Origin of the sequence: Pseudomonas sp. PB103 (assembly GCF_009764635.1) — a bacterium.
Lineage (GTDB): Bacteria > Pseudomonadota > Gammaproteobacteria > Pseudomonadales > Pseudomonadaceae > Aquipseudomonas.
Genome location: NZ_RWIL01000102.1, coordinates 60,236 through 73,790 on the forward strand (window position 1 = coordinate 60,236; position 13,555 = coordinate 73,790).

24 protein-coding genes are annotated in these 13,555 nt (G+C 57.7%); 4 read left to right on the plus strand and 20 right to left on the minus strand.

Translation table 11 applies throughout. The features are described from left to right. Positions 1-7: 7 nt before the first annotated feature. From EJA70_RS18765 to EJA70_RS18860, 19 genes are all read right to left on the minus strand, one after another. The gene (locus tag EJA70_RS18765) at positions 8-1,495 is read right to left on the minus strand and encodes a terminase (protein WP_158832656.1); all 1,488 of its coding nucleotides are present in this window, start codon (positions 1,493-1,495) and stop codon (positions 8-10) included. A 1-nt stretch (position 1,496) separates the two neighbouring features. Further along, positions 1,497-2,105, minus strand: a complete 609-nt coding sequence (locus tag EJA70_RS18770; protein WP_158832658.1) for a hypothetical protein — start codon at positions 2,103-2,105, stop codon at positions 1,497-1,499. Between the two features lie 8 nt (positions 2,106-2,113). Next, positions 2,114-2,302 (minus strand): hypothetical protein, encoded by a 189-nt coding sequence (locus EJA70_RS18775; protein WP_158832660.1) that lies wholly within the window; start codon positions 2,300-2,302, stop codon positions 2,114-2,116. Next, positions 2,299-2,490, minus strand: a complete 192-nt coding sequence (locus EJA70_RS18780) for a hypothetical protein (RefSeq protein WP_158832662.1) — start codon at positions 2,488-2,490, stop codon at positions 2,299-2,301. Before EJA70_RS18780 ends, EJA70_RS18775 begins: the two co-directional genes overlap by 4 nt. Then, positions 2,490-2,720 carry a hypothetical protein gene (locus tag EJA70_RS18785; RefSeq protein WP_128191798.1) on the minus strand — a complete coding sequence of 77 codons (231 nt, stop codon included), beginning with the start codon at positions 2,718-2,720 and terminating at the stop codon, positions 2,490-2,492. The genes EJA70_RS18780 and EJA70_RS18785 overlap by 1 nt, the downstream gene beginning before the upstream one ends. 59 nt (positions 2,721-2,779) lie before the next feature. After that, the gene (locus tag EJA70_RS30930) at positions 2,780-2,962 is read right to left on the minus strand and encodes a hypothetical protein (protein WP_047297581.1); all 183 of its coding nucleotides are present in this window, start codon (positions 2,960-2,962) and stop codon (positions 2,780-2,782) included. After that, a complete protein-coding gene (locus EJA70_RS18795; protein WP_158832664.1) occupies positions 2,922-3,308 on the minus strand; it encodes a hypothetical protein in 387 nt (128 codons plus the stop codon). The genes EJA70_RS30930 and EJA70_RS18795 overlap by 41 nt, the downstream gene beginning before the upstream one ends. Continuing rightward, the gene (locus EJA70_RS18800) at positions 3,305-3,619 is read right to left on the minus strand and encodes a phage holin, lambda family (protein WP_178116912.1); all 315 of its coding nucleotides are present in this window, start codon (positions 3,617-3,619) and stop codon (positions 3,305-3,307) included. The genes EJA70_RS18795 and EJA70_RS18800 overlap by 4 nt, the downstream gene beginning before the upstream one ends. Before the next feature lie 122 nt (positions 3,620-3,741). Then, complete coding sequence (locus EJA70_RS18805; RefSeq protein ID WP_158832667.1) at positions 3,742-4,248, minus strand: hypothetical protein; 507 nt, start codon at positions 4,246-4,248, stop codon at positions 3,742-3,744. A 256-nt stretch (positions 4,249-4,504) separates the two neighbouring features. Continuing rightward, positions 4,505-4,744 carry a hypothetical protein gene (locus tag EJA70_RS18810; RefSeq protein WP_158832669.1) on the minus strand — a complete coding sequence of 80 codons (240 nt, stop codon included), beginning with the start codon at positions 4,742-4,744 and terminating at the stop codon, positions 4,505-4,507. Between the two features lie 186 nt (positions 4,745-4,930). Then, the gene (locus EJA70_RS18815) at positions 4,931-5,611 is read right to left on the minus strand and encodes a hypothetical protein (RefSeq protein WP_158832671.1); all 681 of its coding nucleotides are present in this window, start codon (positions 5,609-5,611) and stop codon (positions 4,931-4,933) included. Further along, positions 5,608-6,186, minus strand: coding sequence for a recombination protein NinG (locus EJA70_RS18820; protein WP_158832673.1), 579 nt, complete (start codon positions 6,184-6,186; stop codon positions 5,608-5,610). Before EJA70_RS18820 ends, EJA70_RS18815 begins: the two co-directional genes overlap by 4 nt. Then, the gene (locus EJA70_RS18825) at positions 6,186-6,584 is read right to left on the minus strand and encodes a recombination protein NinB (protein ID WP_158832675.1); all 399 of its coding nucleotides are present in this window, start codon (positions 6,582-6,584) and stop codon (positions 6,186-6,188) included. The genes EJA70_RS18820 and EJA70_RS18825 overlap by 1 nt, the downstream gene beginning before the upstream one ends. Further along, positions 6,581-7,210, minus strand: coding sequence for a hypothetical protein (locus EJA70_RS18830; RefSeq protein ID WP_158832677.1), 630 nt, complete (start codon positions 7,208-7,210; stop codon positions 6,581-6,583). Before EJA70_RS18830 ends, EJA70_RS18825 begins: the two co-directional genes overlap by 4 nt. 1 nt (position 7,211) lies before the next feature. Continuing rightward, positions 7,212-8,018, minus strand: coding sequence for an ATP-binding protein (locus EJA70_RS18835; protein ID WP_158832679.1), 807 nt, complete (start codon positions 8,016-8,018; stop codon positions 7,212-7,214). Next, positions 8,008-8,790, minus strand: coding sequence for a Pyocin large subunit-like protein (locus EJA70_RS31150; RefSeq protein WP_256677705.1), 783 nt, complete (start codon positions 8,788-8,790; stop codon positions 8,008-8,010). Before EJA70_RS31150 ends, EJA70_RS18835 begins: the two co-directional genes overlap by 11 nt. Next, positions 8,790-9,587 carry a Rha family transcriptional regulator gene (locus EJA70_RS18850; RefSeq protein ID WP_256677706.1) on the minus strand — a complete coding sequence of 266 codons (798 nt, stop codon included), beginning with the start codon at positions 9,585-9,587 and terminating at the stop codon, positions 8,790-8,792. Before EJA70_RS18850 ends, EJA70_RS31150 begins: the two co-directional genes overlap by 1 nt. Before the next feature lie 314 nt (positions 9,588-9,901). Next, on the minus strand, positions 9,902-10,102 hold the full coding sequence (locus tag EJA70_RS18855; RefSeq protein ID WP_039012569.1) for a hypothetical protein: 201 nt from the start codon (positions 10,100-10,102) through the stop codon (positions 9,902-9,904). Between the two features lie 55 nt (positions 10,103-10,157). Then, complete coding sequence (locus EJA70_RS18860; protein ID WP_009048019.1) at positions 10,158-10,334, minus strand: Cro/CI family transcriptional regulator; 177 nt, start codon at positions 10,332-10,334, stop codon at positions 10,158-10,160. A gap of 88 nt (positions 10,335-10,422) precedes the next feature. Here EJA70_RS18860 and EJA70_RS18865 point away from each other — a divergent pair, with 88 nt between their 5' ends. The 3 genes from EJA70_RS18865 to EJA70_RS18875 are packed head-to-tail and all read left to right on the plus strand — an operon-like array spanning position 10,423 to position 12,205. Next, positions 10,423-11,277: a S24 family peptidase gene (locus tag EJA70_RS18865; RefSeq protein ID WP_158832681.1), complete on the plus strand. Its 855-nt coding sequence runs from the start codon at positions 10,423-10,425 to the stop codon at positions 11,275-11,277. Between the two features lie 56 nt (positions 11,278-11,333). Continuing rightward, a complete protein-coding gene (locus EJA70_RS18870) occupies positions 11,334-11,657 on the plus strand; it encodes a hypothetical protein (RefSeq protein WP_158832683.1) in 324 nt (107 codons plus the stop codon). Continuing rightward, the gene (locus EJA70_RS18875; RefSeq protein WP_158832685.1) at positions 11,654-12,205 is read left to right on the plus strand and encodes a hypothetical protein; all 552 of its coding nucleotides are present in this window, start codon (positions 11,654-11,656) and stop codon (positions 12,203-12,205) included. Before EJA70_RS18870 ends, EJA70_RS18875 begins: the two co-directional genes overlap by 4 nt. Before the next feature lie 50 nt (positions 12,206-12,255). Here the strand turns inward: EJA70_RS18875 and EJA70_RS18880 are convergent, their stop codons facing one another. Then, positions 12,256-12,579 (minus strand): DUF1654 domain-containing protein, encoded by a 324-nt coding sequence (locus tag EJA70_RS18880; RefSeq protein ID WP_158832687.1) that lies wholly within the window; start codon positions 12,577-12,579, stop codon positions 12,256-12,258. A gap of 308 nt (positions 12,580-12,887) precedes the next feature. On the opposite strand from EJA70_RS18880, the gene EJA70_RS31155 reads away from it, so the two are divergent. Further along, positions 12,888-13,193, plus strand: coding sequence for a hypothetical protein (locus EJA70_RS31155; RefSeq protein WP_256677707.1), 306 nt, complete (start codon positions 12,888-12,890; stop codon positions 13,191-13,193). Positions 13,194-13,555: the final 362 nt, after the last annotated feature.

The window sequence follows — 13,555 nt, forward strand, 5'->3', positions numbered from 1 at the left end:
ATGGGCCTCAGAAAGTGAAGGTGACAGGAATGTGGGTCATGGTGGCGCGCTTCGTTTTGGCGACAGCGAAGTAGCGCCACGCATCGGCGGGGTGAGACGCCCAGTCGTGAAGCGGCCGGTCTTTCCAGCAGCCTTTCTTGTCGTCCCACTCTTTGCGGTAGTTCTCGAGCGCAGTGATGCCCTCTTCGCACTTCGCCTCGTCAAAGGCACAGTGGGCGAGGATCTCGCGAGCCTGGTCGATACCGTCGTCGACGCCGATTTTCGGCACGACCTGGAACGTCATGCGGTAATGCTGGCCGTCGATCTCGTAGCCCTCACGCGCCATTTCCCGCCGGGTCTTGGCATCGCTGCCGAATTCCCGGTTATCGATGTCGTGCGGGCCCCAGTGCTCGGAGTAGGTGTAACCCTTGTCCTTGAGCACCTTCATGTAGTGCCGCAGGCCTTCCCCGCTGTTCTGGTAGAAGTCGATGACGTGGTATTCGTTGCCGACCTGACGCACGAACCAGATGGCCGTGGAGTCGCCGACACCGATGTCCCAGAAGGTCATCACCGGCAGGTGGCTGTTGTTTGGCAACGCGCCGATGCGCTGAGCGGCGTACAGCTTGTTGAACTGCTGGGCGTAGTAGGCGCCCTCAATTGACTGCTGGAAGGCTTCGGCCGGAATCGACGGGTATTCCCGCTTCATGTCGTCGCCGAGGGTCTTTTCCTTGGCGGCATACCAAGCGCGCTGGCCCGGATTCGTCTCGATACCGTGCTTGGCGAACAGCTCGTTGAAGTAGTCGGTCAGGCGCTGCGGAATGATCGCTTCGGTTGGATCGAGCCAGTAGGCCTTGTTCTTCCACCAGCTGAAGAAGAAGAACTTCCAGTCCAGCTTGCCGAGCGGCGTGCCTGACAGCAGCTGCTTCTCGGCCGTCTGTGAGTAGTCGAAGAAGTAGCCGGCCCGGCCCTCAGCCGTGGATTCAATCGTGACAAAGCAGTCAGTCGCCACCGCCTCGAAGGCGCCGGTGACGATCTCGCGCGCCTTGTGCGGAAACTTGGCGCAGATCTTCCCGAACTCCGAGACGTGCAGGTAACGCAGCGTGCCGCCCCGGAATGAGGTGCTGACGTAGAGCGAACCACCCTTGCTGAACACCAGCTCGCCGGCGGCGTCGTTGCTCGCAGGGTTGGCGGCGCGGATCTCTTTCGGCAGGTTGTCGTAGGCGTACTTAACCTTCTCCCGGAACAGGCGCTTGGCGTCGTTCAGGGTGTGGGCGATCAGCGCGCACTTGGCCGACTCAAACAGCGCGGCGTCTAGCTGGATGATGCAGCACTCAGTGGTGAAGCCGAGCTGTCGAGCCTTCAGGATGATGTTGCGGGTGTGCATCCCGTCGAAGTATTCGATCTGCTCGTCCGTCATCCGGAAGCGGGTTTTCTTCCCCTGCTTGTCAGTGATGAAGTAGAGATTGTTCAACCGCCAACGCTTATCCCGGAGCAGCTTTAGGTGCGCGGGCTTCATGTCATGCGTCCTTCGATAGATCGTCCATCAGCTTGGATAGCTCGTCGGCGTCGTTGCCGCCGGATTTGGTGTCGAGGTCGTAGGCTTGGCGCTCGAGCGAGATCAAGGTCTTCAGCGTCTCAGCCATTTCCTTCATCGTCTTGGAGCGACCGGGCAGATCGATGATCTTCTGATACAGATCGTTCCGCTTGTCCTGACCGTTGTCGTCTTCGGAGCGCATCAGCTCGCCCAGCTCTTCGAACAACTGCCGGTTGTCAGTCAGCCCTTCCAGCTCATCCAGCAGCTTGTTGGTCAGTCGCCGGCCGCGTGAGATGTCACCGCGGTGAGCCATGCGGATGTTCGCAATGACCTCAGCGTTGACTTCAATGATCTCTCTTTCGGTATCCGCTTGTTTGCTGGATACCTCAGTGGATACCGTGCGTTTGGATACCAGCGCATCAGCCTTGGCTTGGATCTTTGCCTTGAGGTTTCGCTCCCACCCATCCCGCTTCGCGCGCTTGTTGATGGCGCCGTGGGTGATGCCTTGGGTTGACGCGATCTCTCGGATAGAAAGCAGACCAGCCCGGTAGGCTCGTTCGATCGCCTCCCAGTCGGGTTGCTTGGTTGTCATGGGGAATCCTAATTGGTGACCTTCTGAAGCCACTCTTCGATGATGCGCTGCACTACCGGCTCGCTGAGGATGGTGGAAGGCTGCTTACCGTCGATCACTGACTGGATCAGCGCGCGGGGGATGACATGGGCGCCGTCACTGGCTACCACCATCAGGTGCGGGCGCTGGTCGGCGATGTCATGGATTTGTGCAGTCATGCCTTCACCATGTTGTGGGTCTGTGCGTGGGCATGTCCGTGCAGCTCGGCGACGATCAGGCCTTGTGGCAGGCCGGCAGCCTTTGCCGCGTCGATGGCTTTGGCGATCGCGCGATCCAGATCGGTCAGCGCCTTGTTGATGTCCTGGCTCAGCGGTAGAGCGTGGCGCAGGCGAGTTACGTCGCCCATCAGTTGAAAGGGTCGGCGGGCTTGGCGATCGAGCGAACGAACCACATGAAGCCCTGCTGAAGATTGGTCTTGGCCAACGCCAACAGCCGAGGGTCAACACCTTCAATCTGGCCGATCTGCTTGAACAGCTCGCCGGCGTCGGCTTCCAGAGCCTTGATCGAGTTCATGCCGTCGATTTCGGACTGGGTCAGGTCGCGGTAGCCGGTGATCTTCTTGTGCTGGTTATCCATGCTGCTCTCCTCGTCGCGTGTCGCGACACAATTTTCTGACTCGCGAAACGTGTCGCGACCTACTTGCTCTGACTGCGCTTAATCTGCGCGTCGACCTGATCTGCGCAAGTGTCGAGCAGGTTGATGGCTTGGTTCTTCAGCTCCCAGAGCTGGCCGTTGTCGGCGAGGTCTTCATCAGCTACCCGCTCGCAGGGCACCAGCTCAGGGGGCTCGACTCTTACCGCCGCTGTCTTTGTTACCACTGACGGCTTTCCCGCGCAGGCCGTCAGGCAGAGGCTGAGCAGCCCAATCACGAACAGGCTTGCTGTTGCGTTTGAGTTCTTCAAAGTTCTTCTCCGCCTTTTTGGCTTTGGCTTGGCTGGCCTGTAACCGCTTGTTCAGGTCTTTCTGGTAATCGGCGTTGCGCTGAGCTTCGGCGCGTAGGGTGGTGATCGTGGCCTGGCTTTCGAGGTTGGCGTCGACCGCCTTCTTCTTCTCGCTGGCTTCGAATGCCACCTCACCGCGTAGGGCGACGACGCGCGACTGCTGAATCCCAACGAGGAGCAGGCCGACCAGGGCAATGATGATTGCAGCAGCGAAGGCCTTCATGCGGCATCCGCCTTGCGACCAAGGAAGCGGGTCACCAGTTCGCGTATGGCTGTCACGCCGAGGAAGCCGATCGTGCCACCGGCAGCTACCGACAAACTGGAAGGCCAGGCCATCCACTCAATAAGGCTCGACGCGACCAAGCTCAGCGATCCGCATATCAGCGCCTCGAACACAATTCGGCGCTTGCTGGTTTCCTTCGCGTCGTACATGACCCGAAGCAACGATACGGTGATGGACATGATCACGCCCTGCCAGAGCGGATTGCTCAACGCCAGCCAGATCTTGGCCCATGTGTCTGGCTTGTCAGGCATGTTTGGCATCCGGGTTGCCTCCCCCTTGGGGAGATTGATAAATCCGGCGTCCGCTGCACTCCCAGCTCGGAGCAATGGGTGTGGGGAGCCGAAAACGAAAGACCCCGATCGCGGGGCCAAAATTATTGAGCGTTTACTGGGTTGAGCGCAGCCAAAAGCAGCGCCTGCCCTTTGTGCAATTCAACATGCGCGAGGCTGGTCAGCTTTGAATCCGCGAACGAGTGCCGCTTCAGCAAGTCTTCCATTTCTTCGAGAGCAGCCTTCAGGCCTAGCGCCTTCTTGAGCACCTTCTCGTCGTGTTCGCCGCGAGCCTTCAGGACTGCGTCGCGAACCTGTTCGAACGGCAGGCCTTCGCCAGATGGATTGGCTTTTTTGCACATGAAATCGGATGACGTGTACACAGCTCCGAACACATGGCCGTCACGGTAGTAGAACGGGCTTTCGTAGCCGATCACGAACAGCGAAAACTTTTCACGCTGGTCGGTGTTCATCAGTTGCCCAGTAACCGTGGAGAACTCGTAGCCTGGTAACTCCGAAAGCCGAGCCAGACCCGATTTCAGTCGACCGAGATCGCCACCGACCACTGCATCAACTACACACTGAACCGCCTGTTTCTCTGCCTCGGACATTTTCCTGCTCCTCAAACGAAAAAGCCCCTGCGAATGCAGAGGCCCTGAATAGGTGCGCTCGTCTTTCCGAGCTGTCGGCCAAAGGCCTTTTCAACGTCGACGCCCCTTTGCATCGATCTCGCTGATCCAGTCTCGCGCCACCCCGAAAGCAAGTTTGAGGTCAGGGTGCGCGGGCTGCCGGCGTTGATTCCGTACGTCGCACTATCCGGCTATCGACGTCCAGGCCTTCCCGAGGGCTGCCCTGGCTACAGGTAAATCAGAAAGCTGGCGAGATATCGAAGTAGTAGTCCTTCCCTTGTTCGAAATGCTCGGCGCGGTCGGCGGCCACGTTCACGGTGTATTCACCGTATGGCGTGTACTTGCCATAGATCGCGTCTTCTTCCGCAGGGTTGGCCGACCACACGGCACCGAAGTGCAGGCGGGTCAGTGACTCCGTCGAGCCCTGAACAGGCCCTTTGGAGCGGAGAGTCATTTTGCAGCGGGTGATGTGGGTCATCGGTAGATCCTCGAACGTCGTTTGAGCAGGAGGGTCTTTCCGGTCTTTCGCCTGCATTTGGGCAATAAAAAACCCGGCGCGGTGGCCGGGTTTATTTTGTCACTCCTCGATACGCGCAGGAATGACAGGATGGGGGAATAATGCGACATGGCGACATGACATTGCAAGCCCTTTTGAGGGACTATTTCATGCCGCCTCGCTTTCAAGCACTCCCACTGCTTCAAGCATGTGCTGCGCCTCGACCAGAGCCTCGTTCACAAGCGACTCCAAACCCTCTTTGATGGCCTTGTTCCAGCGCTGGTAGGTGCGCTCCGTGAGCCCCTGAGAATCCCAGTTCGTCATGTCGTAGTTCGAATCGGACAGGACGATCATCTCGCCTGGCTTTTCCTCGGCTACGGCGCGCGCATGCTTGTTGGCCCGGGCGACATCAGCGTCTGCTGCCGCGTTGCGCCAATCCCACTGCCCCTCCTCCTTGTTCTCCCGGTGCTTCGGCGCCTTGATCTGGGTTAGCGCTCGCTGAATGCCCTTCACCTGCTGCGGTACAGCCCATACCAATACAGCCTGCTGCGTGAAGCGCTGCGGTGCTGAGGTCTTCACCACGGCGACCAGCCGGCCGATGGAGTCGATCTTGCGGCCACGGTGCGTACTGTACTTCGCCACCAAGGCGTTCCAGTGACGCGGAGAAAGCTGGGCGTGCAGGAGCTTGTGCACGATGCAGTCAGCCAACAACGCTGCATCCTTCCCGGATATCTCGCCCTTGAGCTTGCTGGCCTGCACCCGGGGCTCGACGTTGAATCCGCCGGAACTGTTGATCGTCTCGGCTGCCAAGGCCCGGACTACTGCGGAAATTACGTTGTGGTAGTTCATGCTGCAGCCCTCTTCAGTTCTCGGGTCTTGGCCCGGTATTTGGCCTTGATGGTTTTGATTTCGTCGACGGTGTATTTGCGGGGCTCATGAGGCCCTTCGAGCCATTCAACCTGTTGGCCACCGATCAGTTGTAGGAGGGAAAGTCGGTAGTTCACCAGGTTGCCGGACAGGTGCGTGTTGCATGGCGCGCACTGCTTCCAGACATTGAGCGGCTCAAATCGCAACTCTGGATTCGCTCCTACAGAGCGGTAGTGCCCGGCGTGGTACTGGCCTTCGTGGTGCCGGCCGCAACTGATACAAGGGCGATCGGCGTCACGCAGGCGAACCCACTCGTTGAACGCCGCCTGAGCTTCGCGCAGATGGTCCGCCCTGCTCTTCAGCTTTTCCTTCCGCACCTGGATATCTCGACGATCGCGCTGGGCGATGGCCTTACGGGCTTTATCGGCGTTCGCCGGCGCATTAGCCAGTGCGCATTTCGGGCTGCACACCACCTGAGTGGTGTTGAACATCGGGGCGAACTTCTCGCCGCAGGCCTTGCAGGTTTTATGCTTCACATCCTTGAGGGCAGTCCGCATCAGTACCGCCCTCCCCACTTGTCCTGCTCAGTCCAGCGCACGTCATGCTCGGCGCCGAAGGCGTGCATCAGCTCGAACAGATCGCTGAACCACTTCTGCGACTGCTTGCGGGTCGAGACGGCCATGACGACGAAGCCGCCGTCGAGGCCAGGCTCCGCGCGCTGCTTTTCGAGCGAGGCACTGAAAAGGCACTTCCAATCCTCACTGGTTAGCTTCTTGCCGTGCCAGACCACCTGCTCGGATACATCCTTGAGCATTGTCCACATTTTCCGGTTGCAGACGTCCGGTCGCTTCTCGTCCTTGATGACCACGATCTTGGGCTTGGTGAAGTCGGTTGCGTGCAGGACACCCATCAGACGGCTGATGTCGCGCTGGCTACGGATTGGGAACTCGTTCATGGCTGCACCGCCTGGCTCACCGCTTCGGCTTCTTCTGCCCACTCAAATGGACTGTACGACTCGAAGTCAGTCTCCCAGTGAGCCGGCTCTGTCATGCCCACATTGTCGTAGTGCGCCTGATAGTGGGCACACCGGAAGACGTACAGGCCTGCACCCTTCTCGAAGTAGTCCTCCCGATACTCAGCGATCTGAGCCTGAATCATTGTCAGTTGCTCGATGGTGATCTGCCCAGTGACTGCGCTGATGAATGGATCGTCGCCGTCGCTGTGATAGACCTCGATCCAGACCGACTCTTCCCGATTCCGCCAAGCATTGGCGTTGTACTGGTTCTGCTCAAGGTCGTCACGCAGCGCCTCGTTCTCGGCCTTGAGCTGGTTGCACTCGACCATCAGGTCAGCGCAATCGCCACGCAGCGAGCGAATAGCCTTCATGCCCGGGGATTCACGCAAAAGCTCGTTCTCGGCAATGATGGCCAGCACAACCTCAGGAGGGAGAGCGTCTTGCAGCGCATCATCAGCTGCATGGAACCGCTCCTGATTTTCGAGGCTACAGCTGTCATCCAGATAGGCTTCGTTCGCTGAAATCAAAGCAGCGCACAGCCGCTTCAGTCCGGTGTAGTCGGTCATGTCAGAAGCCCTCCTTGCCGCGCTGAGATTCCCAGTCAAACGGGACAACGATCATTCCGCCCTCGCGCAGACGGTCGACGCAGCGATCGCCCATTGCGGCCGGCAACTGGCTGGCCTCAAGGTTGGTGATCACCACCGTGGGGCGCTCCTGCTCGTACCGGCCATTGATGATTGCGAACAGGGTCGTCAGCTCGAAGTCGCTCGGCGACTCCTTACTCACGCCTACCTCGTCCAGCACCAGCAGGTCGGGATCGATCAGGCTCGACAGAATTTCCGCCTCGCTGCGTTCGCTGTGCTTGTCGTACGTGGCGCGGATCGCCTGCAGGATTGCGCCGACAGTGCGGTACACGGCCGTGCGCGAGGTGTTGTGCAGCAGCTCGTTGGCCATGCCGGCGCCGAGGTGCGTTTTCCCGGTACCGGGCTTTCCGATCATGACCATGCAGCGACCGGTCTTCAGGATCTCGTCAAAGATCTGCACGTAGTGTTGGCAGAACCGGAGGGCTTTGCGCTGGCCTTCATTCTTGGCCTCGTAGTTGCCCAGAGTGCGAGTGGTAAACCGTTTCGGGATCAGCGCATCGCCCAGCTTGCGAGCGAGGGACATGCGCAGTTCCATCGCCTTGTTGGCCTTCTCGGCAGCCTCGGATTTCTCCCGGGCGATACGACTGCATTCGGGGCAGTTGCTTTTCAGCTCTCGGCCCAGCACGGCATAGACCTTCTGCTCGTAGTCGCCGTGGGTTTCGCACTCAGCGGGCTGGATGCGAGTGCCCGGTGGCAGTTCCGGGGTGGCTTGGACTGGTTCAGAGCGCATAGCTGCCGTCCTCCCGCTGCTTCAGGCCGGCGGTGTAGTCGCGTTCAGCGAAGCCGGTGTGGCGGGATTGCGGGAACGGGTGCACGTTGTTGGCGATCTTGTCCGGGAAGATGCCGGTCCAACCGTTGGAGATTGAGGTGGCCAGCACCTGGTCCGGCGCGGCATGACCCAGCAACGCCTTGGCCTGCTGCTCACAGCTCTTGGCGGTCAGAGGCTTGCGGATTTCCTTTCGGTGCTGACACCAATCGGCCCAGGCCTTCTCGGACACGTTCTCGGGTTTGGCAGTGAGTGGATCGAATTTGCCAGACTTCGCCAGTGCGCCAGCACCTTGCTTTTGATCTTGCTCTTTCTTCTCTTCTCTTCTCTTCTCTTCTCTGGTCCGCGTTTTGTCCGCATCGCTTGCGGACACATTGCGGACGGAGTTGTTTTTGCGGTCGTTGCGCTTGCGCTCGCTGTCGTTGGCCCGGCGCTTTGCACTGGCACCGTTGTGCTCGTCAAAGCGAGGCATTACAAGGCTTCCGTCGTCATGCAAGGATGCCCATTCCACCTCGATCATGGCCTGGGTAAAGCCCGGCCAGCCAACCACCGCGTCCATCGCATCGACACTGTAACCGTGCAGCACACCGTCGTCGGAATGGGTGTCGAAGATGCTCCACGCAATGTGCAGTCCACCAATGATCCGAAGTCTGTCCGCTTTCAATGCGGACACCATGCGGAAAACTTTCGGATGTGTCTGAAGGTCAATTCGCATTTTGATCCAGTCCCCGGCCATTACGCGGCCCTCAGTGCTTTGTCATGGGTGAACAGCCCGTCCCAGGTCTTCTTCATTGGCAGCTCGCCAGCCAGGTACAGGTCGTACAGGCGCACGGCGCCCTTCTTGAGCAGAACTGGCGTGAAGGAAACGAACGGCTCTTTGCCGTGAGGAGTGACTTCGTGCTGATGCTCGGTCATGTACTTGTCGCGGGCATAGGAAGCCACACGGAAGCGCAGGCCGGATTTGCTCTCGTTGTAGAGCCAGTTGCGGCCTTCGAGGAACTTGCCCACCTGCATGACGTTGACCCCATTGAGGCCCTTGCAGAATTGGGTGTGCGTCATCCCTTCCTTGAACAGGTTCTCCATGGAGTGGATTTTCGAGGCCTGGGCTTCGACTTGGATTGTCAGCTGCAGACGCTGCTGTTCCGCCTCGAAGGCAATCTGGATGAGATCCATGCGGGAGAGTTCGCGCGGCTGGGCGATCTGCCCTTCCAGCACCTGCCAGCGGTCAACGAGCGCCGCAGTGAATTCAGGACTTAGCTGGGCGACCACGACGAAGCTGTCGCGCTTGCCGATGCTGTATTGCTTGAGTAGAAGCGGTCCGGGGCCGGTGTTTGGTACTTCCTCAAAATGAGGAAGTCCGATAGCGCCCCGATCGTGCAGCGTTTCAATGGTTCGCATCACATTGTCGTGTCGCTTATCGACCAGATCGGCAATCTCGCGAGACGACATGGTGGTACGCGACACGTTTTCACCGTTGCCAAATTGTGTCGCGACACTGGCCGGGGTATTGATCGCTTGAATTGATTGGTGCATGATTTGCTCCACAAGCGTTTTAAGAGAGCCGGGTCACTACCCCGGCTTTTTTTCGTCTCGAATTTGGCAGAGGCCCTGTGGATTACCCTGAAGAGTCCCTGCCAGAGGCCCTCATTGGGGTCACCAGATGAAGCACCTTGGCCTTCCTTCGCCCGACTACTGAAAGCGCACCACTCGCCACAGCCGCTTCGAACATTTCGTTCATCGCCCTGCTGAAGCTCCAACCGTTGGCGCGCATCAACTCCTCTACCTTCTGCCGCGTATCAGGCGGCAACTTCCCGAGTTCAACGGTCATTTGGCCCTCCAAAGGGGCTTCAGCCCGCGATATCTTCTTGTTTGTCCTGCATCAGTTCCTCGATCACACCATTGGCCACTGCCCACTCGATGATTTCGTACAGATAGGTCGCATGCTGCATGCGAGTCTTCGTGGCGGCTTTGCGCAGAATCCGGTCAAGCACTGGTTCAAATCGAACCTTCACCGGGATGGCGCGCTTTTGGTTGGGATCCATGTACATGCTTCGATGCTCCTGGCTTCAGAAATGGAAAACGTCTATCGAACCGGCGGTATGACTACGCAGCAGCGTCTTGCTGGCTGGCTTTCAAGGCGCCTTTGGTAATTCGCTCGATCTGGTACTGGCGCAACTCGGGCACCACCTCCCACTGACGGACTGCCTCATAGGTGACGCTGAGGGCCTTTGCCAGGGCGGAGATGGAGCCGAAATGCTTGATTGCTTGCGACTTGGTCATACCGACCTCCTTTGCTCTTCCTCATATTCAAGCATGCTTGTGTATTCAAAACAAGCATGCTTGACAAGCACTCTTGTAGATTGCAGCCATGAAAACGACCGAACGAATCACAAAACTTGTTCTTGCCCGAAAGCCGGACATTGGCGTGCGGAGTGTGAAGCGAGACATCGCGACCACCTGCGGCATCAGTTATGAGGCTGTGCGGCAGTGGTTCGCCGGCGACACCGAGAACATCAAGAACGAGAACCTGATCGCGCTCGCCGACGGCTATGACACGACGGTCGACTGGCTTTTGTCAGGAAAAGGCGAGCCACCTCGGCGCAAGAGCGGCGCCCAAGCTCCAGAGGCCGCCGAGGCAAAATCATCCGCTGACCTGGTCAGCGCGATGCTGGCCAAGCACGGAAAAAACCTAAGCGATGAAGCTCGGACGAAAATTGCTGACGCAGTGAAAGATGCAGCCCAGCACGTAGTGCTTGGGGACGCGGACGAGGTCGATTATTACCGACCGGGCGCTGTCGGTGATGAAGTGTGGATCGCCCACTATGACGTCCGCGCAGCCATGGGCGGCGGCCAGATCCCGCATGACTATCCAGAGATGCTGCAGGATGTCCGAGTAAGCCCCCGGCATCTCCGCGAGATGGGTGTGGAGTTCAAAGAGCATTTCCATCTGAAAATGGTGACTGGGTGGGGCCAGTCAATGGCACCGACCATCAAGCATCGCGACCCGCTACTGGTAGACGTCAGCATTCGGGAGTTCGTAGGCGATGGTATCTACATGTTTTCGTGGGAAGGCCATTTGTACATTAAGCGTCTCCAGTGGATTGGTGATGATGAGATCAAGATGATTTCGGATAACGATAGGCATCCACCGCAAGCGATCAGGGCGAGTGACACCTACATACAGGCACGAGTTCTGTTGGTTTGGAACGCACAACTTTTGTAAGAAATCACAGCTTATTCGCTGATTAAGCATCAACACCAAGCCTCGAAGGGAAGCTAATGAGTAGCGATATTGTCGGTCGCAAAACGCCGTCTGGGACACCGATCATAAAGTACGACGATGCTGTGCGATTTTTCGTAGAGATCAAAGCTGTAGGTGCCTGTTATGCCTGCAATGCACAGATGTTCAACATTGTCACGACTGGTGACATATGTGATCTGAAAAGGGATGTTGATGAGTTTGGAAACTTTATTGATTCATATAGGATCGAACTAGAATGCGATAACTGCGGCTTGGTAAGAGTCCATAGAACCGACGTGCTGGAAAAATGGCTCTCCGAAACGCCGAAGCCCACAGCAACTGCAGAAGAGCCTGAAGCATGAATGGGTTCAAGCCAGTAGTACATTCTGGTGGCGTGGCGACCCCATATCAAAAGCGTGACACCGCTAAAGAAACTGCGGATACTCAAGAAATGAATGACATTACTCGAGAAGAGATGAGCGCCGTTTTGTCCGCTATAGAAGAGCGGATGGACCGCCGTGTAGACCGAATGGAACGTGACGCGGAAAAGCGTTCCGGTGATTACAAAGCAGAGATAGCCCTCCGAGATGAGCAGATCCGTCGCGAACTTGATCTTCGCCAAGAGTCTTTTCGTGCGGAGCAATCAGCCAGAGATGCAGCGCTTAGCGAAAAATTTGCAGGATTCCTTGCCGCTCAGACAGAGCGTGACAAGGCCCTAGAGAAAATTTCTGAGGCCAGGTTCGAGCGAATCGAAAAAGATGTTGGAAGTATCAAGGCTGACACAAAAAAAGTGGCAGAAGATGTGAGCGGCATCAAGGTGACAATGGCGAAATATCTTGGTGCCGCTGTTGTGATTGGCGCGCTTGCATCAGCCGCTCTAGGTGCGGTGGCAAAACACTTTCTAAGCTGAACGCACTTGATTAAAGATAGCCCGCACACGAGCGGGCTTTTTTGCGCCCGTCAAAATGGAGCCGGCTCCTCCATCGCCGCTTTAAACAGATTTTCGACTTCAGAGACTTGCTCCTCCTCGCCTTGAGGATCCCACCTGAGCGTCACAGATTCGTCGTCATTGAACGTCATGTCTATGCATTCCGTCTCGGACAGTAGGCCCATCACCTCCTTCCACTCCCTCTCTCCATCTGTATCCAGCCGGTGGACCGTCACCCATCGCTGAATCTGCGCAACTGGATGGTTGATCATCGACGACACCCTGAGCGATAGCCGCTCCAGGCCGGTTACCACTTGGCGGTCCTTCTGCGACCGGCTCTTTTCTTGGCTACTCATACCCAACTCCTGACTACTGGATGCGCATACAGTATTAAAAATAAATACAAGTTTGCTTGCATTCAAAACACCAGCATGCTTTTATGAATGCAAGTCCACTTGCACTTGGACAGGGCCTCAAGAGACCCGCCGCTCTTTAACAACCCGCGCCATAAACGATTACCCGGCTCACGCTGGGAGGTCAGCCCCGGCCACACCTGTGGGGCGAGATGAAGTCAGGTGAACAAAATCGCGCTGCCACTACTGGCGACCGGCGATCCGATAGCCCCGAAAGGCTACCAACGCGCAGAACTGCGACGGCGGACGAGGTGTTGACCGAACTGGCGAATGACCTGGTAGGAGGCGCGAGCAACACGGAATTTTTCACTGATGCACCTGGTGACGGGTGCATTGGGAAAACAACCGAGGGCAAGACGATGAACAAGGTCATCCACATCACCCTGCGCGGAGAGCTACAGGTCTTCGCTGATGTCGACCTGAATGCCTGCATCCGAGAGGCGAACAGACTCAACGCTGAGCGCGGACTAAAAAGCGGCGTACGCGTTGTTGAGTGCGAAGACGTACATCGAATGACGGCAGCCGATTGCAAGGCTGCTGCCCGCTCCTCTCTATGAGAGCGTATCGGTTTGCGATCTTCCAGACAGGGCGCCCGCTCGCGAAGGAGGTGCTGATTGAAGTTCAGCGAGATCGCAATCCGATGCGGACGAAACTGCGGCCTATAACCGCCCACCTGCATCAATCCCAGAATCGGTTGTCATCGAGCGCTGGCGAACTGAACACGGCCGTGGAACTCGGCGCCGGAGACGTAACCGGCATTTCCTTATCCCTACACAAGTACGAATGCACTCCCCTCCGCGCCCAACGGCAACCAGCGGAGCGGATGAGTGCATCCGAGTTTTGTTGGATCAACACCTCGCCACTCTGGAGACGACCATGTCAGCTCTACGCAAGCCCATCCCGGAAGACGACTTTCTCG

Excerpts from the sequence above, each read along its gene's own strand:
- EJA70_RS18765 (WP_158832656.1), bottom strand. The coding sequence starts at position 1,495 with ATGAAGCCCGCGCACCTAAAGCTGCTCCGGGATAAGCGTTGGCGGTTG.
- EJA70_RS18770 (WP_158832658.1), bottom strand. The coding sequence starts at position 2,105 with ATGACAACCAAGCAACCCGACTGGGAGGCGATCGAACGAGCCTACCGG.
- EJA70_RS18775 (WP_158832660.1), bottom strand. The coding sequence starts at position 2,302 with ATGACTGCACAAATCCATGACATCGCCGACCAGCGCCCGCACCTGATG.
- EJA70_RS18780 (WP_158832662.1), bottom strand. The coding sequence starts at position 2,490 with ATGGGCGACGTAACTCGCCTGCGCCACGCTCTACCGCTGAGCCAGGAC.
- EJA70_RS18785 (WP_128191798.1), bottom strand. The coding sequence starts at position 2,720 with ATGGATAACCAGCACAAGAAGATCACCGGCTACCGCGACCTGACCCAG.
- EJA70_RS18795 (WP_158832664.1), bottom strand. The coding sequence starts at position 3,308 with ATGAAGGCCTTCGCTGCTGCAATCATCATTGCCCTGGTCGGCCTGCTC.
- EJA70_RS18800 (WP_178116912.1), bottom strand. The coding sequence starts at position 3,619 with ATGCCTGACAAGCCAGACACATGGGCCAAGATCTGGCTGGCGTTGAGC.
- EJA70_RS18805 (WP_158832667.1), bottom strand. The coding sequence starts at position 4,248 with ATGTCCGAGGCAGAGAAACAGGCGGTTCAGTGTGTAGTTGATGCAGTG.
- EJA70_RS18810 (WP_158832669.1), bottom strand. The coding sequence starts at position 4,744 with ATGACCCACATCACCCGCTGCAAAATGACTCTCCGCTCCAAAGGGCCT.
- EJA70_RS18815 (WP_158832671.1), bottom strand. The coding sequence starts at position 5,611 with ATGAACTACCACAACGTAATTTCCGCAGTAGTCCGGGCCTTGGCAGCC.
- EJA70_RS18820 (WP_158832673.1), bottom strand. The coding sequence starts at position 6,186 with ATGCGGACTGCCCTCAAGGATGTGAAGCATAAAACCTGCAAGGCCTGC.
- EJA70_RS18825 (WP_158832675.1), bottom strand. The coding sequence starts at position 6,584 with ATGAACGAGTTCCCAATCCGTAGCCAGCGCGACATCAGCCGTCTGATG.
- EJA70_RS18830 (WP_158832677.1), bottom strand. The coding sequence starts at position 7,210 with ATGACCGACTACACCGGACTGAAGCGGCTGTGCGCTGCTTTGATTTCA.
- EJA70_RS18835 (WP_158832679.1), bottom strand. The coding sequence starts at position 8,018 with ATGCGCTCTGAACCAGTCCAAGCCACCCCGGAACTGCCACCGGGCACT.
- EJA70_RS31150 (WP_256677705.1), bottom strand. The coding sequence starts at position 8,790 with ATGGCCGGGGACTGGATCAAAATGCGAATTGACCTTCAGACACATCCG.
- EJA70_RS18850 (WP_256677706.1), bottom strand. The coding sequence starts at position 9,587 with ATGCACCAATCAATTCAAGCGATCAATACCCCGGCCAGTGTCGCGACA.
- EJA70_RS18855 (WP_039012569.1), bottom strand. The coding sequence starts at position 10,102 with ATGTACATGGATCCCAACCAAAAGCGCGCCATCCCGGTGAAGGTTCGA.
- EJA70_RS18860 (WP_009048019.1), bottom strand. The coding sequence starts at position 10,334 with ATGACCAAGTCGCAAGCAATCAAGCATTTCGGCTCCATCTCCGCCCTG.
- EJA70_RS18865 (WP_158832681.1), top strand. The coding sequence starts at position 10,423 with ATGAAAACGACCGAACGAATCACAAAACTTGTTCTTGCCCGAAAGCCG.
- EJA70_RS18870 (WP_158832683.1), top strand. The coding sequence starts at position 11,334 with ATGAGTAGCGATATTGTCGGTCGCAAAACGCCGTCTGGGACACCGATC.
- EJA70_RS18875 (WP_158832685.1), top strand. The coding sequence starts at position 11,654 with ATGAATGGGTTCAAGCCAGTAGTACATTCTGGTGGCGTGGCGACCCCA.
- EJA70_RS18880 (WP_158832687.1), bottom strand. The coding sequence starts at position 12,579 with ATGAGTAGCCAAGAAAAGAGCCGGTCGCAGAAGGACCGCCAAGTGGTA.